The organism is Cellulomonas sp. P5_C5 (assembly GCF_054049655.1).
Genome location: NZ_JBFULY010000020.1, coordinates 17616 through 38905 on the forward strand (window position 1 = coordinate 17616; position 21290 = coordinate 38905).

Sequence of the window (21290 nt, forward strand, 5' to 3'; positions counted from 1 at the left end):
ATCCGCGGGGACACGGCACGATGGCTCCCATGAGCACCCTCGACCAGCTGACGTCCGACCTGACCACCGCCATGAAGGCGCGCGACACCGAGCGCACGGGCATCCTGCGGCAGATCATCGGGGCGGTGCGCTTCGAGGCGAAGGCGGGCTCGGTCGAGAAGGAGCTCACGGACGACGACGTGCTGAAGATCCTGGCGCGCGAGGTCAAGAAGCGTCGCGACTCGGCGCAGATCTACACGGACGCGGGCGCGCCGGAGCGTGCTGCGACGGAGACGGCCGAGGCGGACCTCATCGAGACCTACCTGCCCGCGCAGCTGTCCGACGACGAGCTGCAGGCCCTGGTCACCGCCGTGATCGCCGACGTCGGCGCCACCTCGGTGCGGGACATGGGCGCGGTGATGAAGGAGGCCAGCGCGCGCGCCGGTGCGTCGGCGGACGGCAAGAAGCTGTCGACGCTGGTGCGCGCCGCGCTCAGCTGACCGACGCGGGCAGCGACTCGTAGGTGCGGCCCGAGAGCATCGAGGCGACGTCGGAGGTCCACGGCAGGGGCGGCTCGGGCATGACGACGAGCCACGCGCCGTCCCGGTCGAAGAACCGCAGGTCGCCGTCGAACGCGTAGGTGTCGCGCACGTGCACGCCGAGGTCGGTCACCGTGAACGTCAGGTTGAACAGCCACGCGGCCGGGTCCTGGATCCGGGCGTCGCTGTCGAGGTCCCGGGACGTCCACAGCCGCATCCACGTGACGCTGCGGGACTCGCGCGCGGGCACGACGAGCGGGTGTCCCGGCAGCAGGTCCAGCTCACCGCCGGCGGGCTCGATGACGTTGACCTGGGCCACGCCGTCGGACACGTTCTCGAACCAGATCGTCAGTGCCGTACGGAACGCGTACGTCTCGTCGCGCCCGACCTGGAGCTGGCCGGTGAGCACGCGCCACCGGTCCTGCCCGCCGGAGGTCAGCTGGCAGTACTCGAGCGCCGGCCTGCCGGGGGTGCCGGAACCCTCGGGGAAGGCACGGGCGACGATCGTCGGGGCGAGCACGTCGAGCCGGGCCTCCTCGAGCATCCGGCGCATCCGGTGGGACTCGGCGCGCTGCCGGTCGGCGTCGGCGCGGGCGCTCTGCGCCTCCTGCTGCGCGAGCGCGATGGCGTCCCGGGCGATCGCGACCTGCTCGTCGAAGACCTTCGTCTGCTTGTTCGTGGCGTCAGCCAGCCGCTTGGACCGGCGGGCGGCTCTGCCCGCGACGATCCAGGCGCCGAGAGCGGCGACGAGCGTGAGGAGGGAGACGGCGAGCGGGGCCCACTGCTCCCAGTCTTGCCAGGCGACGTCGCCCAGGACCGGTAGTGCGGCTCTGATCATCCACGGAAGGTACCGACCGATTCGTCCGAATTCGACCCTGCCGCGTCACCGTCACCCGTGCGGGGGAACGATCAGGCGCCGGACGCCTGCGCGGCGAGAGCCGCGGCGAGCTGGTCGGGGGTGCTGCGCAGCAGGCAGAACTCATTCCCCTCGGGGTCCGCCAGCACGTGCCAGGGGACCTCTCCCTGCCCGATGTCGACGCGCGTGGCGCCGAGCGACAGCAGGCGGTCGAGCTCGGTGGGCTGGTCGGAGCCGTTGGGTGGGCGCAGGTCGGCGTGCAGGCGGTTCTTGGCGACCTTGGCGTCGGGGACCTTGATGAAGAGCCACCCGACCGCGTCGCCGTCGGCGGGCTGGATGGCGATCTCGTCGTCGTCCTCGGCGGGCTCCCACACGAAGGACCAGTCGAGGACGTCGCGCCACCACCGGGCGAGGGCGTGCGGGTCGGCGGCGTCGATCGTCAGGTGCGAGACCACGGGCGTCATGCATCGCACGCTAGGTGCGGGCACCGACACGCGCGACCGGTCACTTGGGCGACGGCCCCTGGTCCAGGCGGACGACGCCCGAGTCGAGGTCGAGCCGACCGTCACCCGTCTGCTTGATCTCCAGCTGCTGGCGGTCCTGCTCGGCCGTGAGGTACTCGCGGTTCGGCTGGAACACGTCGACCAGCGCACCGAACGCCCCGGACCCGCCCACGGCGCCGGTCGGGCGGCGCTCGCGTGGTCGGCGGCGGTCGAACCAGCCCCGGGCCATCATGCGGTCCACCGCGACGAGCATGAGCGCGAGCGTGACGACCGCGCCCGCGACGAGCCATCCCATGCCCGTCATCGTCCCACGGTGGTCTGGTGCGCGGCATGGGCCGCGGCGGTCCAGGGCGCGGTGCGCCGCCGGTCGGCGGTCTCCGCACCGGCGACGAGGTCCGCCAGGTAGGCGCGGTCGGCGGCCAGGCGGCGACTGAGGTCGTCCCCGACGTGCCCGTGCCCGGGGACGACGAGCGCGGCGCCGGTGGCCTCCAGCAGAGCGAGCGCGCGGACGTAGTCGTCGACGGGGTCGTCCGCGGATAGGTCCAGCAACGGGATCTCGACGTCGGAGAGCATGTCGCCCGCCACGAGGACGCCGGAGCCGGGCAGGAAGAGGGCGGTGTGCGGCCGGGCATGCGCGGCGTGGACGAGGACGTGGACGGTCGGGCCGGGCCAGTCGAGCACGCCGGGGGACTGCTCGGGGAACGCGGTGGCGGTCGCGGCGACGGGTGCGGGCGGTCCACCGTCCCGCGCGAGCTCGGGGTCGGCGTCCCGTTCCGCGGCCAGCGTCTCGCGATCCGTGGCCGGGACCCCGGCCGACCAGCGGGGCAGGTGCGCGAGGGCCGGACCGTCGAGCACGTGGTCCCAGTGCGCGTGGGTCGACCAGACGGCCACGGGGCTCCACCCGCGCGCCTGGATCGTCGCGGCGAGACCGTCGACCTCGCGGGCGGTCACTGCGGGGTCGACGACCAGGCACGACCCGTCGCTCCCGACGACGACGGTCGAGGTCGTCGTGTAGACGGCGCTCGTCGCGACGTGGACGCCCGGGGCGACCTCGACCAGGTCGCGCAGACCGTCAGTCGTGAGCCTGGGCCGCCAGGGCGGCCGCGCCCACGATGCCGGCCGCGTTGCGCAGCTCGGCCGGGACGATCTTCGTGCGGAGGTCGAGCAGCGGCAGGAAGTCCTTGTGGTGCTTGCTCACACCGCCGCCGACGACGAACAGATCCGGCCAGAACAGGTTCTCCACCACGGTGAAGTAGCGCTGCAGACGCTCCGCCCACTGCGCCCAGTCGAGGTCGTCCCGGTCGCGCACGCTCTCGGCCGCCCGCGACTCCGCGTCGTGCCCGTCGATCTCCAGGTGCCCGAGCTCGGTGTTCGGCACCAGGTGCCCGTCCACGATCAGCGCCGAGCCGATGCCGGTGCCCAGCGTCACGACGAGCACGACGCCCTGCACGCCCTTGGCGGCACCGTAGAGCACCTCGGCGAACCCGGCGGCGTCCGCGTCGTTGACGGCGAGCACCCGGCGGCCCGTCGCGTCGTGCACCGCCTTCTCGACGTCCGTGCCGATCCACGACTTGTCGACGTTCGCGGCGGACTGCGCGACGCCGTGCAGGATCACCGCGGGGAACGTGACGCCGATCGGCACGTCCTTGCCCAGGTGGAACGAGTCGACGACCTTCGCGACGGTCGCCGCGACGGCGTCGGGGGTGGACGGCTGAGGGGTCGGGATGCGCAGCCTGTCGGCGGCGAACTGCCCGTCGGCCAGCGAGACCGGGGCGCCCTTGATCCCGCTCCCGCCGATGTCGATGCCGAACGCCGTCTCTGAGGACTTGTCGTGCTTGTGGTTGCTCATGGCAGGGTCAGGATCTCCGCTCCGGTGTCGGTGACCAGCAGGGTGTGCTCGAACTGAGCGCTGCGCCGGCCGTCGGCCGTCAGCACGGTCCAGTCGTCGTCCCACATGACCCAGTCGGGGGTGCCGAGGTTCAGCATCGGCTCGATGGTGAACACCATCCCCGGCTCGATGAGGGTGTCGTAGGCGGGCGCGGCGTCGTAGTGGGGGACGACGAGACCGGTGTGGAAGGCCGGCCCGACGCCGTGCCCCGTGTAGTCGCGGACGACGCCGTACCCGAAGCGTGCCGCGTACTTCTCGATCACCCGGCCGACCACGTTGATCTCGCGCCCGGGGACGACGGCCTTGATGGCCCGGGCGAGCGCCTCCTGCGTGCGCTCGACCAGCAGCCGTGACTCCTCGTCGACGTCGCCGGCGAGGAACGTCGCGTTGTTGTCACCGTGCACGCCGCCGATGTAGGCGGTGACGTCGATGTTCACGATGTCGCCGTCCTCGACCACCGTCGAGTCCGGGATGCCGTGGCAGATGACCTCGTTGACCGACGTGCACAGCGACTTGGGGAACCCGCGGTAGCCGAGCGTCGACGGGTACGCACCGTGCTCGACCAGGAAGTCGTGCCCGATCGCGTCCAGCTCGTCCGTGGTGACCCCGGGGGCGACGTGGCGTCCGACGAGCTCGAGCGCCTGGGCGGCGAGACGGGCGGCGACGCGGACCCGCTCGATCATGTCCGCGTCGAGGACGTCACTGCCGGTCCACCGCGCGGGACCCGGCCGGCCGACGTACTCGGGACGGGCGATCTCCGACGGGACGGACCGGCGAGGGCTGAGCGTCCCCGGGACCAAGGCGGATCGTGGCGCGTGGACGGGCGGCATACCTGGCAGTCTACGGACAGGAGGGCATCGCGGCCGGTCAGCAGGCATCGGCACCCGGTGCTCCGACGAAGGGAGACCGCCGTGGCGGAGAAGTACTGGTTCAACACCGAGACCCACGAGGTCGAGGAGGGCCGGCAGAGCGACTGGACCAAGCTCATGGGCCCGTACGGGACCCGCGAGGAGGCGGCGCAGGCCCTGGAGAAGGCGCGCAGGCGCAACCAGGACTGGGAGGCGCAGGACGAGGAGAAGCCCTGAGCCCGGGCGGTCAGGTGCGCACGAGCGTCGCGACGATCGGCCGGTGATCGCTCCTGCCCGTGGGCGGGAGGACCTCGAAGCCGGTCACCCGCCAGGTGCGCGCGTCCACCAGGACGTGGTCGATCGGGGCAGCCAGCGCCGTCGGCACGGTGGCCGGCCAGGTACCGGACGAGGCGACGCCCGCGGCTCGTGCGGCGTCGACGCACGGTCCGAGCTCCTCGAGCCCCGGGTGGTCGAGCGTCGCGTTCAGGTCGCCGGAGACGATGGCGCCGGGGGTCGCCGCGCACGCGTCGGCGATCAGGCGGGTCTCGGTGCGCCAGGACGGCATCGCGGCCCGGCTGATGGGGGCCATCGGGTGCGCCGCGACGAGGACCGGCGAGCCGACCGGGTCGACCGGATCCGCGCGCAGCGAGCCCAGGTGCGTCGGGAGCGGCGTGGCGACGGGGTAGGTGCCGACGTCGGGGGAGACCAGCAGCGCCGTGCCGGCGATGAACGAGGTGTTCCCGGCCGCGGTCAGCACCTGCATCGGGTGGCCGGCGGCCACGAGCCTGTCCGCCGTGGAGCGGGCGACGGTCGCCGAGGTCTCCGGCAGGACGACGACGTCGGCGCCCTGCGCGAGGACGAGGTCCGCCAGCACCTCGGCGCCGACGGTGTCGAGCGTGTTGAAGGACAGGACCACCACCTCGTCGGCCGCCTCCGGGGGCGCCGCCTGCTGCGGGTACGAGCGCACGACGAGGACCGCACCCTGCGCACAGGCGCCGAGCGCGAAGGCGAGCGCCAGCGGGAGCAGCCGCCGGCGCGACCACGGGACCGTCACCAGCACGGCGCCCGCTGCCGCGGCGCCCACCGCTAGCAGCGCACGGAACGAGACGACCTGCGCGACGGGGTAGACGCCGGACGCGACGGGGACCGCGAGCGCCACGAGGACCCCGGCGACGCCGGCCGCGACGACCCAGACGAGGACGCGCGGTCGCGTCACTTGTCGAACTGGTGGTCCGCGTCCGGGAACGTGCCGCCGCGGACCTCGTCGGCGTAGGCGACGGCGGCCGCCTTGAGCGCCGCGCCGATCTCGCCGAACCGCTTGGCGAACCGGGGGGACCAGTCCGTCATCCCGGCCATGTCGACCCAGACCAGGACCTGGCCGTCGCACTCGGTGCCCGCGCCGATGCCGATCGTGGGGATGTGCAGGATCTCCGTGGCGCGCGCGGCCACCGGGGCGGGGACCATCTCGAGGACCACGGCGACGGCGCCGGCCTCCTGGATGGCGACGGCGTCMTCGCAGAGCAGCTCGGCCGCGAGGTCGCCGCGGCCCTGCACGCGCGGACCGCCCAGCAGGTTCTCCGACTGCGGCGTGTAGCCGAGGTGGCCGACGACGGGGATCCCGGCGTCGGTGATCGCCTTGACCTGCGCGGCGACCCGCTTGCCGCCCTCGAACTTCACGGCGGCGACGCCGGTCTCCTTCATCATGCGCACGGCGGTCGCGAGCGCCTGCTCGGGGCCCGCCTCGTAGGAGCCGAACGGCAGGTCCGCGACGACGAACGCGCGCTTGGCCGCCCCGGCGACGGCCCGCGCCGGGGGGATCAGGTCGTCGACCGTCACCGGCAGCGTCGTCGTGTGCCCGTGCATGGTGTTCCCGATGGAGTCCCCGACCAGCAGCATGTCGATGCCGGCCTCGTCGAAGATCCGCGCGGTGACGGCGTCGTAGGCCGTCAGCATGGTCAGCCGCTCGCCGCGCTCCTTCGCCTCGCGCAGGTGGTGCACGCGCACGCGCTTCGGGGTAGTCATTCGTGGAGCTCCTGTCGGGGTGGTCACGGCTCGCGCCAGCGGGTGGTGATGGGCAGCCTGCGGTCGCGGCCGAACGCCAGCGCGGTCACCTTGGTGCCCGGCGGGTACTGGCGCCGCTTCCACTCGGCACGGTCGACCAGGGCGAGGACCTTGTCGACGACGGCGGGGTCGAACCCGCGGGCGAGCAGCTCCGCCCGGCCCTCGGCGTTCTCCACGTAGGCGTCGAGGACCTCGTCGAGGATCTCGTACGGGGGCAGCGAGTCCTGGTCGACCTGACCGGGCCGCAGCTCCGCGGACGGCGGCTTGGTGATCGAGGACTCGGGGATCGGCGGGAGCTCGTCAGGACCGAACACGCCGTCGAGGGCCGCGTTGTTGCGCCAGCGGGCCAGCGCCCACACGCGGGACTTGTCGACGTCCTTGATGGGCGCGAAGCCGCCGATGCTGCCCGCGTCGTAGATCGTCGTGTACCCGACCGCGAGCTCGGTCTTGTTGCCCGGTGCGATCACCAGGTGCCCCTCGCGGTTCGAGATGGCCATGAGGATGACGCCGCGGACCCGGGCCTGCAGGTTCTCCGCGGCCACACCCTCGACGGGGACCTCCGCCTCGAACGCGTCGACCATCGCCTTGATCGGCTGGACGCGGTAGTCGGCACCGATGCGCTTGGCCAGGTCCTGGGCGTCGTCCTTGCTGTGCTCCGACGAGTACACCGACGGCATCGACACGCCGACGACGTTCTCACCGCCGAGGGCGTCGGCAGCGATGGTCGCCACGAGCGCGGAGTCGATGCCACCGGACATGCCGAGGACGACCGAGCGGAACCCGTTCTTGGTCACGTACCCGTGCAGGCCGGCGACCAGGGCGCGGTAGACCTCCTCGTCGGGTGCGAGCGGCGGTGCGACCGTGCCGGTCGCGGGGGCGTCGTCGTCGCCGAGCAGGTCCCACACCAGCAGGTGCTCGACGAACTGTGGGGCGCGCGCCAGCACCGTGCCGTCGGTGGCGATGACGAACGACCCGCCGTCGAACACGAGGTCGTCCTGCGCGCCCACCAGGTTCACGTACGCGACGGGTGCCTCGACCTCGTGCGCGCGGCGGGCGGCCAGCTCGACGCGCTGGTGCCCCTTGCCCTCCTCGTACGGCGACGCGTTGAGGACCACCAGCAGCGAGACCTCGTTCTCGTCCATCTGCGAGACGGGGCCGCCGTCCTGCCAGATGTCCTCGCAGATCACGACGCCCACCCGCCGGCCCGCGACGTCGATCACGCACACGTCGTCGCCGGCCGCGAAGATCCGGTACTCGTCGAACACGCCGTAGTTGGGCAGGTGGTGCTTGTCGTAGCGCACCTGCACCTGGCCGTGCTGGAGCAGGACCGCCTGGTTGGTCGGACGGCGCGGGCCGTCGGGCGCGCCGGGCTCGTGCACCGGCGTCACCGACTTCTCCCCGACCGTGCCGACGAGGACGGCCAGGTTGCCGAGCCCCTCGTCGGCCAGCGCGGCCGCCGTGCGCTGCAGCGCGGCCTCGGCCCCGCGGCGGAACGACGCGCGCAGCGCCAGGTCCTCGATCGGGTAGCCGGTCAGGGTCATCTCGGGGAAGACCACCAGGTCGGCGCCCGCCTGGGCGGCCGTGCGGGCCCAGTCGAGGACCGCTCGGGCGTTCGCGTCGACGTCGCCCACCCGCGTGTCGATCTGCGCGAGGGCGATGCGGGGGGAAGGCATGTGGCCGAGCCTAACCATCTCGCAAGACCCGCCCCGGACACTGGCCGTGTACCGGACCGTTCATCAGGCAGGATGTACCGCATGGACAGGCAGCAGGAGTTCGTGCTCCGCACGGTCGAGGAGCGGGACATCCGCTTCATCCGTCTCTGGTTCACCGACGTGCTCGGGATCCTGAAGTCGGTGGCGGTGGCACCCGCGGAGCTCGAGGCCGCCTTCTCCGAGGGGATCGGCTTCGACGGCAGCGCCATCGAGGGCCTGACCCGGGTGTACGAGGCGGACATGATCGCCAAGCCGGACCCGTCGACGTTCCAGATCCTGCCGTGGCGCGGCGAGCGGCACGGCACCGCGCGCATGTTCTGCGACCTGCTCACCCCGGACGGTGAGCCGTCGCTCGCGGACTCCCGCACGGTGCTCAAGCGAGCGCTGTCGAAGGCCGCCGACCAGGGGTTCACCTTCTACACGCACCCCGAGGTCGAGTTCTACCTGTTCGACGCACCGGCCGACCCGACGCTCCCGCTGGTGCCGGTCGACCAGGGCGGCTACTTCGACCACGTGCCGCGCGGCACGGCGCACGACTTCCGGCGCGCCGCGATCACGATGCTCGAGTCGATGGGCATCTCGGTGGAGTTCTCCCACCACGAGGCCGGACCGGGCCAGAACGAGATCGACCTGCGCTACGCCGACGCCCTGACCACCGCGGACAACATCATGACGTTCCGCACCGTGGTCAAGGAGGTCGCGCTCGAGCAGGGCGTCTTCGCCAGCTTCATGCCCAAGCCGCTGGCGGACCAGCCCGGCTCCGGCATGCACACGCACCTGTCGCTGTTCCAGGGGGATCGCAACGCGTTCCACGAGCCCGGTGGTCACCTGGAGCTGTCGAAGACGGCGCGCTCGTTCATCGCCGGCCTGCTCAAGCACGCCGCCGAGATCACGGCGGTCACCAACCAGTTCGTCAACTCCTACAAGCGGCTGTGGGGCGGCGCCGAGGCGCCGAGCTATGTCTGCTGGGGTCACAACAACCGCTCCGCGCTCGTCCGCGTGCCCATGTACAAGCCGGGCAAGGGCAACTCGAGCCGCATCGAGTACCGCGCGGTCGACTCCGCCACCAACCCGTACCTCGCGTACGCGCTGCTGCTCACCGCCGGTCTCAAGGGTGTCGAGGAGGGTCTCGACCTGCCCGAGGGCGCCGAGGACGACGTCTGGGAGCTCACGGACTCGGAGCGCCGCGCCCTGGGCATCGAGCCGCTGCCGACGTCGCTGGACGCGGCGATCTCCCTCATGGAGAAGTCGGAGCTCGTCGCGGAGACGCTGGGCGAGCACGTGTTCGACTACTTCCTGCGCAACAAGCGCCAGGAGTGGGAGGCCTACCGCTCGCAGGTGACGCCGTACGAGCTGCGGCGGTTCCTCCCGGTGCTGTGAGTGCTCCGGACGGCACCCGGCGGTCGCAGGACCGTGAGCCCGCCGGTGCTGTGAGCTCGACCTCGGCCGGGCGCGGGGCGACGCTGGCCGGGCGGCTGACCCGGGTCGGCGTGTCTGACGCTGGCCGCTCCGAGCGGCTGCTCGCGGACGCGGCGCTGCTGCAGGTCATCGCGGCGCCCGCAGACGTGCTCATCCCGCCGCTCGCGGACGTCGCCGACCCGGACCAGGCGCTCCTCGCGCTCGCGAAGCTCGCCGGCGCGGTCGTCGGGGATCGGGACCTGCTCGGGCTGCTGCGCGGGATCCTCGAGCAGGACGGTCCGCCGCGCGCGCGGCTGCTCGCCGTCGTCGGCGCGTCCGTGGCCCTGGGGGACACGCTCGTCGCGCACCCGGAGACGTTGCGGGTGCTCCTCGACGACACGCTGGGGACGGGCGTCCCCGTGGCCGAGGTCCGGGCCGAGCTCCTGGGCGCGGTCGGAGCGGACGCGGAGGCGGACGTCCCGGTGGCGACGCTCGTCGGCGCCGCGGGGACCGACGCGATGCGGCTCGCCTACCGGACGCGGCTGCTGCGCATCGCGGCGACCGACCTCACCAGCGCGGACCCGCTCAGCCGACTGCCGGGGGTCGCGGCGGCGCTGGCCGACCTGGCCGGTGCCGCGCTGGAGTCGGCGCTGGCCCTGGCCCGGGCCGATCTCGACGACCAGGGTCTCGGTGTCCGGCTCGCGGTCATCGGGATGGGCAAGGGCGGCGGCCGGGAGCTCAACTACGTGAGCGACGTGGACGTCATCTACGTGGCCGAGCCGGTCGACGGTGTCGACGAGGCCGAGGCCCTCGCTGCGGCGTCGCGGCTCGCGGCGGGTCTGGCGCGGGTGTGCTCGACGCCGTCGGGGGAGCCGGCGCTCTGGCCGGTCGACGCGGCGTTGCGTCCGGAGGGCAAGGACGGGCCGCTGGTCCGCACGATCGCGAGCCACAAGGCGTACTACGAGCGCTGGGCCAAGACCTGGGAGTTCCAGGCGCTGCTCAAGGCGCGGCCGCTGGCGGGCGACCAGGCGCTCGGGCGCGAGTACGTCGAGATGACGCAGCCGTTCGTGTGGAGCGCCGTGACGCGTGAGCACTTCGTCGAGGACTCGCAGGCGATGCGCCGACGGGTGGAGGGGCACGTGCCCGCCGCGGAGGCGGACCGGCAGCTCAAGCTCGGGGTCGGCGGCCTGCGGGACGTCGAGTTCACGGTGCAGCTCCTGCAGCTGGTGCATGGGCGCGCGGACGAGTCGATCCGCAGCCCCAGCACGCTGACGGCTCTCGCCGCACTGGCTGCCGGTGGGTACGTCGGCCGCAACCACGCGGCGCAGCTCGCGGTCTGCTACCGCCTGCTGCGCGTGCTGGAGCACCGGATCCAGCTGCACCGGCTGCGTCGCACGCACCTCCTGCCGACGGCGGAGCCGGACCTGCGCAGGCTCGCGCGCTCGATCGGCATGCGGGCGGAGGGTGCCGACGGGTTGCTCGAACGCTGGCGCTCCACGCGACGGGAGGTCCGTGGCCTGCACGAGGAGCTGTTCTACCGGCCGCTGCTGCCCGCGACCGCCCAGCTGTCGACCGCGGAGGCCAGCCTGGCACCGGAGGCTGCCAAGGCCCGGCTCGCCGCGATCGGCTACACCGACCCGGCAGGCGCCATGCGTCACATCGCCGCCCTCACCGAGGGGGTCTCGCGCCGCGCCTCGATCCAGCGGCAGCTGCTCCCGGTCATGCTCGGCTGGTTCGCGGACGGCGCCGACCCCGACGGGGGACTGCTGGCGTTCCGCCGGCTCTCCGACGAGCTGGGCACCACGCACTGGTACCTCAAGCTCCTCCGGGACTCGGGCACGGCGGCCCGTCGGCTCGCACAGGTGCTGTCGACCTCCCGCTACGTGGCCGACGCGCTCACGAGGTCGCCGGAGTCGGTCACATGGCTGGCCGACGACGCCGACCTGGTGCCCCGCACCTTCGAGCGGCTGACCGCGGAGGCCGACGCGATCCTCACGCGGTCCGACGAGCAGGTCACGGCGGTGACGGCACTGCGCGGGCTGCGTCGACGGGAGCTCGCCCGGACCGCCGCCGCGGACGTGCTGGGCGTCGTCACCGGCGAGCGTGCGTCGCGGAGCCTGAGCGTCGCGGCCGACGTCGTGCTCGTCGGCGCCCTGCGGGTGGCGGAGTGGGAGGCGCGCGCCGACAAGGGGCTGGAGACCAGCCCGACCCGGCTGCTCGTCGTCGCGATGGGTCGGTGGGGCGGTGCGGAGATGGGCTACTCCTCCGACGCCGACGTGCTCTTCGTGCACGACCCCGTCGAGGGGGCCGACGCGCGGTCGGCGCAGGAGTTCGCGCTCCTGGTGACGACGAAGCTGCGCACGCTGCTCGGGTCGGTCGGGCCGGAGCCGACCCTCGACGTCGACGCGGACCTGCGTCCGGAGGGCCGCAACGGCCCGCTGGTCCGCTCGTTCGACTCGTACGCCGAGTACTACGACCGCTGGTCCTCACCGTGGGAGAGCCAGGCGCTGCTGCGGGCCCGGCCGGTGGCCGGGGACGACGAGCTGGGCGAGCGGTTCCTGCGGCTGATCGACCCGCTGCGGTACCCGGTCGGTGGTGTCGACCCGTCGGTGGAGCGTGAGGTGCGCCGCATCAAGGCGCGGGTCGAGTCCGAGCGCCTGCCGCGGGGCGTCGAGCCCGCCCGGCACCTCAAGCTCGGCCGCGGTGGCATCTCCGACGTCGAGTGGACGGCCCAGCTCCTCCAGCTCCAGCACGCCCACGAGGTGCCCGGCCTGCGGACCACCGCGACGCTCGCCGCTCTCGACGCGGCCACCACGGCAGGGCTTCTCGACGAGGACGACGCGCGGGTGCTGAGCGAGGCGTGGCTCCTGGCGAGCCGGCTGCGGGACGCCAACGTGCTCTGGAGCGGTCGCGGGGGAGCGCACGCCGACGTCCTGCCGCACGACCGTCAGGCGCTCGCCGGGCTGGCTCGCGTGGTCGGGTACCCCGCCGGGTCGGGCGGCGAGCTGGAGCAGGACTACCTGCGGACCGCGCGGCGGGCGCGGGCGGTCGTGGAGCGCGTCTTCTACGGCTGAGCGTCCGGACGGCCCGATGGCTCGGTCGGCTCGTCCGGCTCGTCCTCCGGCACGTCCACCCACCCGCGCTGCCGTCGCATCGCCTGCGCGTCCTCGCGGAGCAGCTCGTCGTCGACCAGGTCGTGCCGGCGGATGTACGTCGACGAGACCGCCTGGATCGTTGCCGCGACGGGCAGTGCGAGGAAGGCGCCGATCGGGCCGAAGACCGCGCCGAAGGCGATCACCGCGAGGAACGAGATCGCCGGGTTGATCTCGAGCGACCGCGAGGACACCTTGGGCGAGAAGATCAGGTTCTCCACCTGCTGGTACCCGACGATGAACGCCAGCGTGAGGAGGCCCTTGACGGGGTCGACGGCCAGCGCCACCGCGATGGGCAGGGCGCCACCGATGTACGTGCCGATGGTCGGGACGAACTGCGAGACCACGCCCGTGAACGCCGCGAGCGGCAGGGCGTACGGGATGCTCAGCACCGACAGGAAGATGAACGTGAAGAACGTCGACAGGGCCGCCAGCACGATGCGCGAGTTGATGAAGTCCGCGACCTTCTCCTGGGAGACCTCCCACAGCCGCAGCACCTCGCGCTGCCGGGCGGGGGCGAGCATCCGGCAGATTGCCGCCCGCAGCTTCGGGCCGGCGCTCGCCATGTAGTAGACGACGAGCAGGACGGCGCTGGCGGTGAACAGCCCGCCGACGATGGACGAGCCGAGCCCGATGAGACCCGGGGCGAGCTGCTGCCAGTTCTCGCTGAGGCCGATCAGCAGGTCGTCGGCCTCGGGCATCTCGACGGGGAACCGCTGCGTCACCCAGTCGGCGAACTGCGCGTAGTACTCCGGCAGCGACTGGACGAGCTCGATGACCTGCGTGACGAACAGGCCGCCGAACAGCGCGATCACCGCGAGGATCCCCACCAGCGAGGCGACCATCACCAGGCCGGTGGCGCGCGTGCGCCGCAGACCGCGGGCCACCAGCCAGCGGATCAGCGGCTCCATGGCGAGGGCCAGGAACCACGAGATCACCACGATGAAGATGACGTTGCCCAGCAGGGACAGCGCCCGCCACGTCGCGAGCCCGAGGAAGACCGCGATCCCGGTCATGAGGAGCGCGCGGGGCAACCACGCCGGTGGCTTGCGGGGATCGGGGCGGCTCACGCTCGTCAGGCGGGTCGCAGGGCTGTTCGGCATCGGGTCCCCCGTGCGGGCAGGCGAGCGGGCTCGCGGGCGGCGTTCGTCTTCGGGCACCGTACCGGTCCGGGCGGGCTGGTTGGCGGTCCCGCGCCACGCGGTCGAGCCGGTGCGGGTCCGCCTCTCGCGCTCTGAGCAGCGCAACTGCCATGCTCGGGAGGTCGCACCAGGTCCGACATATCGGGAGGGCACTTCGTGGTCGAGAACAAGCCGTCGCCCCGCAAGCCGCGCGGAACCGGCGCGAAGCCGCCAGCCGCGGACCCGTCGGTCGGCACGCCGGCCGCCGAGGACGTGGCCGCCACCCCGGACACCACGTCGCCGTACGTGACGCCGGACGAGGAGACCCCGGACGACACCGGTCCGTCGGACGCCGTCGCGCCGTCGGACGACCCGGACCAGAACGACACTGTCGTGATCCCGACCGGCTCCCCGCACGACACCGCGGAGATCCCGACGAGCATCGACGTCGAGGTCCCGGCGTCCTCCCCGTCGGAGGACCGCGCCGTGCTGCTGGCACGGCTGCAGCTCCTGGAGACCGAGAACGCGCGCCTGCGGGCGACGGCCACCGTCCCGCCACCCGCTGCGGTGGTGCCTCGTCCGCGGCGCAAGGTGGGTCGCTCGACGGCCGCGGTCGTCCTGATCCTCATCGGTGCGCTGCTCGCCCCGATCGCGGTCGTGGGCAGCTGGGCGCGTGGGCTCGTCGTCGACACCGACCGCTACGTCGACACGGTGGCACCGATCGCCGAGGACCCGCTGGTCCAGTCGGCGGTGGCGAACCGGATCACGGTCGCGGTCGTGGACGCGCTGAACGTCGAGGAGCTGACCACGCAGGCGACCGACGCGGTGGCGGGCCTGGACCTGCCGCCGCTGGTCGGCCAGGCGGTCACCTCGTTGCAGGCGCCGCTGCAGGAGGCGATCACCGGGTTCATCCGCAAGAACGTCACCAAGATCGTCAGCTCGGACCAGTTCGAGAACGTCTGGGAAGAGGCCAACCGGGCCGCGCACGAGCAGATCGTCGCGACGCTGCGCGGCGACCCGGACGCGCTCGCGCAGATCAGCGACAGCGGTCAGCTCACGCTGGACATCACCCCGATCATCGAGCAGGTCAAGACGTCGCTGGAGCAGGCCGGCTTCACGCTGGTGAGCCGGATCCCGACGATCAACGTGACGTTCCCCATCGCGTCGAGCGCCGACCTGGTGCGGCTGCAGAGCGCGTACCGGCTGATCGACATCGTCGGCGGGCTGCTGCCGTACCTGTCCCTGGCCCTGCTCGCCGCGGGCGTGCTCGCCGCGCAGCACCGGTCCCGGGCCCTGGTCGTGGCGGGTCTGTCCCTGGCGGGCGCGATGCTGCTCCTGGGCATCGCGTTGACCCTCGGGAGATCGCTGTACGCCAACGCACTGCCCCCGGAGGTGCAACGCGTCGACACCGCGGTCGCGATCTACGACCAGTTCGTCTCCCTGCTGCGCATCGAGCTGCGGGTCGGACTGGTCCTCGGGTTGCTGCTGGCCATCATCGCGTTCGTCGCGGGCGGTACCACGGCGGCCCGGCAGCTGCGTGCGTCGTCGTCCCACGCCTCCGCGTGGGTGCGCTCCGCCGGCGACCGCCGCGGGATCAGCACGGGACCTGTCGGCGTCTGGCTCGACCAGCAGCGCACCCTCGTGCGCGTGGTGATCATCGCCCTGGCCGCCCTCGCGCTCGTCCTGGCCGACCGGCTCACCCCCGCGTACGTGGTCGGCGTGTTCGTCATCGCCCTCCTCGTCCTCGGCCTGGTGACGCTGGCCGCACGACCACGTGGCGCCGCGCCCGTCGAGGAGGAGGAACCGGTCCTCGTCTGACCACGGGTCACCGGTCCGACAGGCACCACCGGTCGCTGTCGGGCTGCTCGGCGGCGAGCACCTGTGCCGCGCGCTCCCGGCCGAGGTTCCAGTCGCCGACGCCCGTGGAGGGTGCGACGCTCGCGGTCGCGAGCAGGCACCGGCGCAGCGCGGGCTCGCCCTCGATCTGGTCGAACGCCGGGACCGCGTCGGCGGACAGCCCGGCGAGGTAGCCGGCGTCGAGGGTGGTCTCGAGATCGGCCGTGGTGTTGTGGCGGACGATCTGCGCGTCGGGGTTGATGAGCGCCAKACCGAGCATCGCCACGCCGACCGCCTGGACGGCCGCCCGCGGCAGCCACCCGCCGCGCCACCGGATCCCCGCGACGAGCAGCATCACGAAGATCGCGGCGAGGGTGATCTCGGTGACGGTCACGAAGACGCGCAGCCGCGTGAGCCCGAAGGCGTCGACGTACAGGTCCATCCGCCGCAGCGCCGACGCCACGACACCGAGGGTGCCCAGGCACAGCGCACCGAGGGCGAGGCGGGACAGCAGCCTGTCCGTCGGGGTCTCTCGGGGCGCGCGTCGGGCGGCGACCGCCACGACGACGAGGGCGAGGGCGGTGACCACGACCAGCTGGGCGAATCCCTCGCGTGCGTACTCGGCGTACGTCAGGCCCTCGGTCTCCAGCACGTGCCGGTGACCGCCGAGCAGCGCGCCGACCTGGACCGTCACGAACAGCAGGACCAGCGCGGCGAGAGCGACCACCGGGAGCAGCCACTCGCCGCGCTTCGCGGGGCTACGTGGCGCGAGCCGGGCGTCCGACCAGCTGGGCGGAGCGAGCGCGAGGTGCGCGAGGGTCGCGACCACGACGGCCACGAGCACGCCGACGACGATCTGGCCCGGCAGCAGGTCCGCGTCCACGCGCGGCATCAGCCGGGCGAAGACGCGGTCGGAGCTGGCGAACAGGAGACCGAACACGAGCAGCAGGCCGACGGTGATCCCGACGCTGCGCAGCGCGACCAGCAGCTGTCCACGCCGCGACCCGGTGTGGGTCTCGAGGCCCTTCGCCACCCACGGCAGCGCGCGGACGGTGCCTGCCGCCCACGTCAGCGGCGCGAGCACGGCGGCCGGTGCCGACCGGGAGGACGTCACGGCGACCACGCCCGTCCAGGCGGCGACGAGCGCGCAGAGCACCACGACCCAGCCGGCGTCGCGGACGGCGACGACGGCGAACAGGGTGATCGAGAGGGCGGCCGTGATCAGGTCGTTCACGTTGCGCCGGCGGACGAGCGCCGGGGCCGCCGCGGCCCACACGAGCAGACCGACGATCGCGGCACCGAGTCCCGGCTGGTTGTCGACGAGCAGGACGCCGCCGAGCACCCCGACCACGGCGCACCCGACCAGGGTGCTCACGGCGACCGGACGCCGTCGCTCCGCCCAGAACGCGACGAGGACCCGGGCGAGCCGGCCGGCCTCGCGCGGGACGGGCACGCCCCGGCYCGCCACCCAGGAGGGTGGCGGGCCGGGGAGAGCAGGGGGAGTCGGGGGCGTCGGTGCTCCGGTGTCGCTCATGGACGACACGCTAAGACCGCGTGTTCCCGCACGTCAGAGACTTGCGCGGGGGTCCCGTGCACGTTGTGTGCACCAGTGCCCGGTCCCTCCACAACCAACTCCCAGCCCGCGCACAGGTCACCGCCGCACGGTCACCACCCGCTCGGCCGTCGACGTGCTGCCGGCGTCGTTGCTCAGCACGGCCACGAACCGGTAGGTGCCCTGTGCGAGGCCGGTCACTGCGGTCTGCACCGTCTGGCGCCGGGGCGTCGCGGCCGTGAGCTCCTGCTCGTCGACCAGCACGCCGTCCTGGTACAGCGCGTAGTGCGTCGCGTTGGTGCCCCACCAGAGGTTGGTCGTCACGGTGAACGCGCCGTCACCGTCGCGGTTGTCGTCGGACAGGACGGCGACGGCAGGCGACGCGTCCTTGACGATGACGGTGTGCGGGCGCGACGTGCTGGTGCCGTACGGGTTGAGCAGCTCGACCACGTACGTGTAGGTCCCGTTCACCCGGCCGGTGATCGGGAACGCCACCGTCTGGCGGCGGGGCGTCGTTCCGGTGAGCCACTCGGCGTCGACGAGCACGCCGTTCTCGTAGAGCTTGGCGACCGTGGCGTTCTGGCCCCAGTAGAGGTTCGCCGTCACCTTGTACGCACCGTCGAACAGGCCCGTGCCCTGGCCGTTGTCGTCGGAGAGGACGGCGACGGCGGGTGCGGCTGTGGCCACCGGGGTGCCGGAGGCGAGCACGCCCGCACCTGCCTGCGCACGGACGATCGCGGGAACGTCCTCGACCGGGTCGAGCGTGTAGGCGTACACGTCAGCCGGGTTCCAGCGTGCCGTCGGTGCCAGCGGGACGGGCGCGGTCGCGTTGAAGGCGGCGAGGATGTCGGTCGGCGCACCGTTCACGGTCGAGCCGGTCTCGAACAGCTGCGTGCCCGCCCAGCGCGTGATGATGCGTGCCGGGTCGACCCCGGGTGCCAGCTCGAACGCGTTGTTCTCCGCGTAGATGCTCGACTCGATGCCCGCGCCCCAGTAGTACTGGAACAGGCCCTCGGTGGTCTGCGTGTAGAGGTTGTCGTAGAGGTGCACGTCACCGAACCGCACGCGCGGTGCCCTCTGGCCGATGTCGACCCAGTGGTTGTGGTGCAGCGTCACGCGGTGCTGACCGCGGTCCTGGGGCCGCGAGTCCGACGAGCCGATGAGCTCGGTCTTGTCGTGCTCCTCGAACTCGTTGTAGCTGACGGTCACCAGGTCGGAGCCGTGCGTGATGTCGAGCAGCCCGTCGTGCGTCTCGAACGGCCGGCCGAAGACGACCGGGAGCGCGGAGTGCGGGTGCGCGCCGTCGTTGAACGTGTTGTGGTCCACCCAGACGCTCGTCGAGGTCCACACGGACACGTTGTCGTACGCCGAGTTCCAGTTGCCGACGGCGGTGTCGGTCGGGTCCCAGACGGGGAAGCAGTCGTACGCGTCGGCCACCGTCAGGTTCCGGACGATGACGTTGTGCGCGTCGCGGATCCGGACGCTGGCGCCGACGATCTGCGCGTCGTCACCGACCCCGACGAGGGTGACGTTCGAGCCGACGTGCTGCAGCGTCTTCGTGGCCTGGATCGCCKCGGCGGCGATGCGGGCGTTCTCCAGCGGACCGCTCGGCTTGACCTTGCCCCACGGACCGGTGGGGTCGTAGTAGGCGATGTAGTCGGCCATGCTGAACGGCTTGCCGGTGTCGGACACCGTGACCTGCGAGGCGTACTCGTCACAGGCGGTCGCCGGGTCGAAGGCGGTGATGGTTCCCGTGACGTAGATGATCCTCGGGACGGTGTTGGTGCGGGCGTCCGTCTGGCTGCCGCCCGCCTTGCCGGCGAGGGCGTCGCGCAGCTCCTGCCAGGTGTCGACCACGTACACCTGGGCGGGGTCGGCGGCAGAGCCGCCGGTGGTCCCGGTGGCGACCGTGGGCTTGCCGTCGGGAACCGTCGGGCCCTCGAAGGAGGCCCAGCCGTCGCCCGGGGGGAGGACCTCGCGGCCGAGGTCGACGGCGGGGGGAGGGGGAGTGGCACTCGCGGTCGTCGTGGGGAGCAGGAGGGCTCCTGCGGCGAGGGTGACGACGAGGGTGTGACGAGCTCGCATGAGACGTCCTTGTCTCCGACAGGGGTGAGAAACCGGTTTCCGTAAGGTGCCACAGAATGTCCGGTAAGCGCAATCCCTCGGATCGTCTGAAAGGGTTCTCTCATGACGCTCTGGCGCACGCGCAGCTCGACCACCGTGTACGAGAACCCCTGGATCCGGGTGCGGGAGGACGCCGTCGACCGCCCGGACGGCAGCGCGGGGATCTACGGGGTGGTGGAGGTCCGCAACCCGGCGGTCTTCGTCGTGCCGGTGACCGCCGACGACGAGGTGGTGCTCGTCGAGGTGGACCGCTACACGACGGGCGTCTCGCTCGAGGTCCCCGCCGGCGGTTCCGACGGCGAGGATCTGCTGGTCGCCGCGCAGCGGGAGCTGCAGGAGGAGACCGGACTCGTCGCGGGATCCTGGGAGCGCCTGGGCTCCATGTTCGCGCTCAACGGGATCTGCAACGCGCCGGAGCACGTCTTCCTCGCCCGCGACCTGCGCCCCTCGGGGGAGGACACCGACCACGCCGTCGAAGGCATCACCGCCGTCCGGACCGTTCCGTGGACCGACGTCATCACCATGGTCGCGGACGGCACGATCACCGACGGCGAGACCGTCGCGGCACTGATGTACGCCGCGATCGCCCTGCGCCGGATCACCTGACAGCGTCAGGTCTGCGGTGTCACGGTCCAAGCGCCGTGCGTGCGGATGGCGAAGATGCCCGGCATCGGCAGCTCCACCACCTCCGTGAACGCCTCGTCGTTGCCGAACAGCTGCTGGTCGCCGTTGCCGAAGAAACGGCCGGAGAAGACGTCGTCCGGCCCGGCCGGGGTCCAGGTCACCTCGGCGTGGGTGCCCTGGTCCGACACGCGCACCACGGTGGATCCGGTACCGCTCTGCGGCCCGGTCGCGCTCGGGAGGTCGTTCCAGCTCTGGAACCGGATCGACCAGGGGCCGTCGGCCTGCAACCACACGGACTGCTCGGGTGCGCTGCCGACGAACACGTCCATGAGGTACGACCCAGCGAGGGGGCCMGCACCCTCGTCGTACGGGGTCATCCTGTCCGGGCCCGTCAGCACCGTGGGCAATGCGCCCGCCGCGCACGCGGTGCAGTCGAGGACGATGACGACTGCGAACTCACCGCCCCGGGTGTAGGTCACCGCCGCGCTGCCGACACCCGACACCTGCGCCGGCGCGCCTTCCACGACCGCCCCGGCCGCGACCAGCTGAGCGGGCGCGGCGGTCGGGCGACCCGAGGCGACCGTGACCGACGGGGTCGGCGTGGCGACCTCGGACGTCGGGGTCGGAGGTGCGCTCGTCGGCCCGGTGGTCGGCTCCTCAGGTTTGCCACCCGACCCGCAGGCGGCGACGAGGAGCAGGACGGTGACGAGCGCCGCCGCCGGACGGATGGTGCGCGAGGAAGCCATACCCACACCCTGCCGGTCGGTCCGCGGTGCGCGCGCCGCAGGTCGCTGTGACGTGCGGCACCCCGGTCAGACGACGAGACCGAGCGCCGTCCCGATGAGTGCGGCCATCACCAGACCGGCCACGGCCCAGGCGAGCATGCTCCCCGCCAGGTACACCGAGAAGCGCGTGTGCTCGCCGGCCGACTCGCCCCACACGGGTGCGGGTGCCCACCGGACGGTGTCGACGAGGCGTCGGACACGGTCGCGCGGGGAAGGTGACGGGTGGATGGCGGACATGAGCGCTCCTGGTGGGTGCACACGGACAGGGCCGGGGTTGCCGGCACGTCCATCGTCCACCGCCCGGGCCGCGCG

At 72.7% G+C, this 21290-nt stretch carries 20 protein-coding genes; 6 read left to right on the top strand and 14 right to left on the bottom strand.

From position 1 onward, the window contains the following. Nucleotides 1-29: 29 nt before the first annotated feature. Nucleotides 30-479, top strand: coding sequence for a GatB/YqeY domain-containing protein (locus tag ACXJKF_RS15480; RefSeq protein ID WP_456788602.1), 450 nt, complete (start codon nt 30-32; stop codon nt 477-479). Here the strand turns inward: ACXJKF_RS15480 and ACXJKF_RS15485 are convergent. The 6 genes from ACXJKF_RS15485 to map all read right to left on the bottom strand — a co-directional run bounded on the left by ACXJKF_RS15485 (nt 472) and on the right by map (nt 4595). Continuing rightward, nucleotides 472-1356, bottom strand: a complete 885-nt coding sequence (locus ACXJKF_RS15485; RefSeq protein ID WP_456788603.1) for a hypothetical protein — start codon at nt 1354-1356, stop codon at nt 472-474. The two genes, ACXJKF_RS15480 and ACXJKF_RS15485, sit on opposite strands and share 8 nt — an antisense overlap. Before the next feature lie 71 nt (nt 1357-1427). Beyond that, a complete protein-coding gene (locus tag ACXJKF_RS15490; protein WP_456788604.1) occupies nt 1428-1838 on the bottom strand; it encodes a VOC family protein in 411 nt (136 codons plus the stop codon). Between the two features lie 40 nt (nt 1839-1878). Then, nucleotides 1879-2172: a DUF6191 domain-containing protein gene (locus ACXJKF_RS15495; RefSeq protein ID WP_456788605.1), complete on the bottom strand. Its 294-nt coding sequence runs from the start codon at nt 2170-2172 to the stop codon at nt 1879-1881. A gap of 5 nt (nt 2173-2177) precedes the next feature. Further along, nucleotides 2178-2945 (bottom strand): MBL fold metallo-hydrolase, encoded by a 768-nt coding sequence (locus ACXJKF_RS15500; RefSeq protein WP_456788657.1) that lies wholly within the window; start codon nt 2943-2945, stop codon nt 2178-2180. Nucleotides 2946-2949: 4 nt separating this feature from the next. Then, entirely contained in the window at nt 2950-3726 is a 777-nt protein-coding gene (ppgK, locus tag ACXJKF_RS15505; protein ID WP_456788606.1) for a polyphosphate--glucose phosphotransferase, read from the bottom strand. Further along, entirely contained in the window at nt 3723-4595 is an 873-nt protein-coding gene (gene map / locus ACXJKF_RS15510; protein WP_456788607.1) for a type I methionyl aminopeptidase, read from the bottom strand. The genes ppgK and map overlap by 4 nt, the downstream gene beginning before the upstream one ends. A gap of 81 nt (nt 4596-4676) precedes the next feature. Here map and ACXJKF_RS15515 point away from each other — a divergent pair, with 81 nt between their 5' ends. Beyond that, the gene (locus tag ACXJKF_RS15515; protein WP_456788608.1) at nt 4677-4850 is read left to right on the top strand and encodes an SPOR domain-containing protein; all 174 of its coding nucleotides are present in this window, start codon (nt 4677-4679) and stop codon (nt 4848-4850) included. A gap of 10 nt (nt 4851-4860) precedes the next feature. Here the strand turns inward: ACXJKF_RS15515 and ACXJKF_RS15520 are convergent, their stop codons facing one another. The 3 genes from ACXJKF_RS15520 to ACXJKF_RS15530 are packed head-to-tail and all read right to left on the bottom strand — an operon-like array spanning nt 4861 to nt 8347. Beyond that, a complete protein-coding gene (locus ACXJKF_RS15520; protein ID WP_456788609.1) occupies nt 4861-5829 on the bottom strand; it encodes an endonuclease/exonuclease/phosphatase family protein in 969 nt (322 codons plus the stop codon). Beyond that, nucleotides 5826-6635: a 3-methyl-2-oxobutanoate hydroxymethyltransferase gene (gene panB, locus ACXJKF_RS15525; RefSeq protein ID WP_456788610.1), complete on the bottom strand. Its 810-nt coding sequence runs from the start codon at nt 6633-6635 to the stop codon at nt 5826-5828. The genes ACXJKF_RS15520 and panB overlap by 4 nt, the downstream gene beginning before the upstream one ends. A 23-nt stretch (nt 6636-6658) precedes the next feature. Then, the gene (locus ACXJKF_RS15530; protein ID WP_456788611.1) at nt 6659-8347 is read right to left on the bottom strand and encodes an NAD+ synthase; all 1689 of its coding nucleotides are present in this window, start codon (nt 8345-8347) and stop codon (nt 6659-6661) included. An 81-nt stretch (nt 8348-8428) separates the two neighbouring features. On the opposite strand from ACXJKF_RS15530, the gene glnA reads away from it, so the two are divergent. Both glnA and ACXJKF_RS15540 read left to right on the top strand, forming a co-directional pair. Then, nucleotides 8429-9766, top strand: coding sequence for a type I glutamate--ammonia ligase (gene glnA / locus ACXJKF_RS15535; RefSeq protein WP_456788612.1), 1338 nt, complete (start codon nt 8429-8431; stop codon nt 9764-9766). Nucleotides 9767-9876: 110 nt separating this feature from the next. Continuing rightward, the gene (locus tag ACXJKF_RS15540; RefSeq protein WP_456788613.1) at nt 9877-12858 is read left to right on the top strand and encodes a bifunctional [glutamine synthetase] adenylyltransferase/[glutamine synthetase]-adenylyl-L-tyrosine phosphorylase; all 2982 of its coding nucleotides are present in this window, start codon (nt 9877-9879) and stop codon (nt 12856-12858) included. On the opposite strand, the gene ACXJKF_RS15545 is transcribed toward ACXJKF_RS15540, so the two are convergent. Beyond that, a complete protein-coding gene (locus ACXJKF_RS15545; protein WP_456788614.1) occupies nt 12849-14006 on the bottom strand; it encodes an AI-2E family transporter in 1158 nt (385 codons plus the stop codon). The two genes, ACXJKF_RS15540 and ACXJKF_RS15545, sit on opposite strands and share 10 nt — an antisense overlap. Nucleotides 14007-14234: 228 nt before the next feature. Between ACXJKF_RS15545 and ACXJKF_RS15550 the strand changes: the two genes are divergently transcribed. Continuing rightward, entirely contained in the window at nt 14235-15875 is a 1641-nt protein-coding gene (locus ACXJKF_RS15550; protein ID WP_456788615.1) for a hypothetical protein, read from the top strand. 7 nt (nt 15876-15882) lie between these two features. On the opposite strand, the gene ACXJKF_RS15555 is transcribed toward ACXJKF_RS15550, so the two are convergent. Both ACXJKF_RS15555 and ACXJKF_RS15560 read right to left on the bottom strand, forming a co-directional pair. Then, on the bottom strand, nt 15883-17427 hold the full coding sequence (locus ACXJKF_RS15555; RefSeq protein ID WP_456788616.1) for a DUF4153 domain-containing protein: 1545 nt from the start codon (nt 17425-17427) through the stop codon (nt 15883-15885). A gap of 117 nt (nt 17428-17544) precedes the next feature. Further along, nucleotides 17545-19530 (bottom strand): pectate lyase family protein, encoded by a 1986-nt coding sequence (locus ACXJKF_RS15560; protein ID WP_456788617.1) that lies wholly within the window; start codon nt 19528-19530, stop codon nt 17545-17547. Nucleotides 19531-19632: 102 nt separating this feature from the next. Here ACXJKF_RS15560 and ACXJKF_RS15565 point away from each other — a divergent pair, with 102 nt between their 5' ends. After that, nucleotides 19633-20175, top strand: a complete 543-nt coding sequence (locus ACXJKF_RS15565) for an NUDIX domain-containing protein (protein WP_456788618.1) — start codon at nt 19633-19635, stop codon at nt 20173-20175. 5 nt (nt 20176-20180) lie between these two features. Here the strand turns inward: ACXJKF_RS15565 and ACXJKF_RS15570 are convergent, their stop codons facing one another. After that, a complete protein-coding gene (locus ACXJKF_RS15570) occupies nt 20181-20939 on the bottom strand; it encodes a hypothetical protein (RefSeq protein ID WP_456788619.1) in 759 nt (252 codons plus the stop codon). A 66-nt stretch (nt 20940-21005) separates the two neighbouring features. Continuing rightward, on the bottom strand, nt 21006-21215 hold the full coding sequence (locus tag ACXJKF_RS15575) for a chemotaxis protein CheW (RefSeq protein WP_456788620.1): 210 nt from the start codon (nt 21213-21215) through the stop codon (nt 21006-21008). Nucleotides 21216-21290 lie beyond the last annotated feature (75 nt).

Excerpts from the sequence above, each read along its gene's own strand:
- ACXJKF_RS15490 (WP_456788604.1), bottom strand. The coding sequence starts at position 1,838 with ATGACGCCCGTGGTCTCGCACCTGACGATCGACGCCGCCGACCCGCAC.
- ACXJKF_RS15530 (WP_456788611.1), bottom strand. The coding sequence starts at position 8,347 with ATGCCTTCCCCCCGCATCGCCCTCGCGCAGATCGACACGCGGGTGGGC.
- map (WP_456788607.1), bottom strand. The coding sequence starts at position 4,595 with ATGCCGCCCGTCCACGCGCCACGATCCGCCTTGGTCCCGGGGACGCTC.
- ppgK (WP_456788606.1), bottom strand. The coding sequence starts at position 3,726 with ATGAGCAACCACAAGCACGACAAGTCCTCAGAGACGGCGTTCGGCATC.
- ACXJKF_RS15480 (WP_456788602.1), top strand. The coding sequence starts at position 30 with ATGAGCACCCTCGACCAGCTGACGTCCGACCTGACCACCGCCATGAAG.
- glnA (WP_456788612.1), top strand. The coding sequence starts at position 8,429 with ATGGACAGGCAGCAGGAGTTCGTGCTCCGCACGGTCGAGGAGCGGGAC.
- ACXJKF_RS15575 (WP_456788620.1), bottom strand. The coding sequence starts at position 21,215 with ATGTCCGCCATCCACCCGTCACCTTCCCCGCGCGACCGTGTCCGACGC.
- ACXJKF_RS15565 (WP_456788618.1), top strand. The coding sequence starts at position 19,633 with ATGACGCTCTGGCGCACGCGCAGCTCGACCACCGTGTACGAGAACCCC.
- ACXJKF_RS15485 (WP_456788603.1), bottom strand. The coding sequence starts at position 1,356 with ATGATCAGAGCCGCACTACCGGTCCTGGGCGACGTCGCCTGGCAAGAC.
- ACXJKF_RS15495 (WP_456788605.1), bottom strand. The coding sequence starts at position 2,172 with ATGGGATGGCTCGTCGCGGGCGCGGTCGTCACGCTCGCGCTCATGCTC.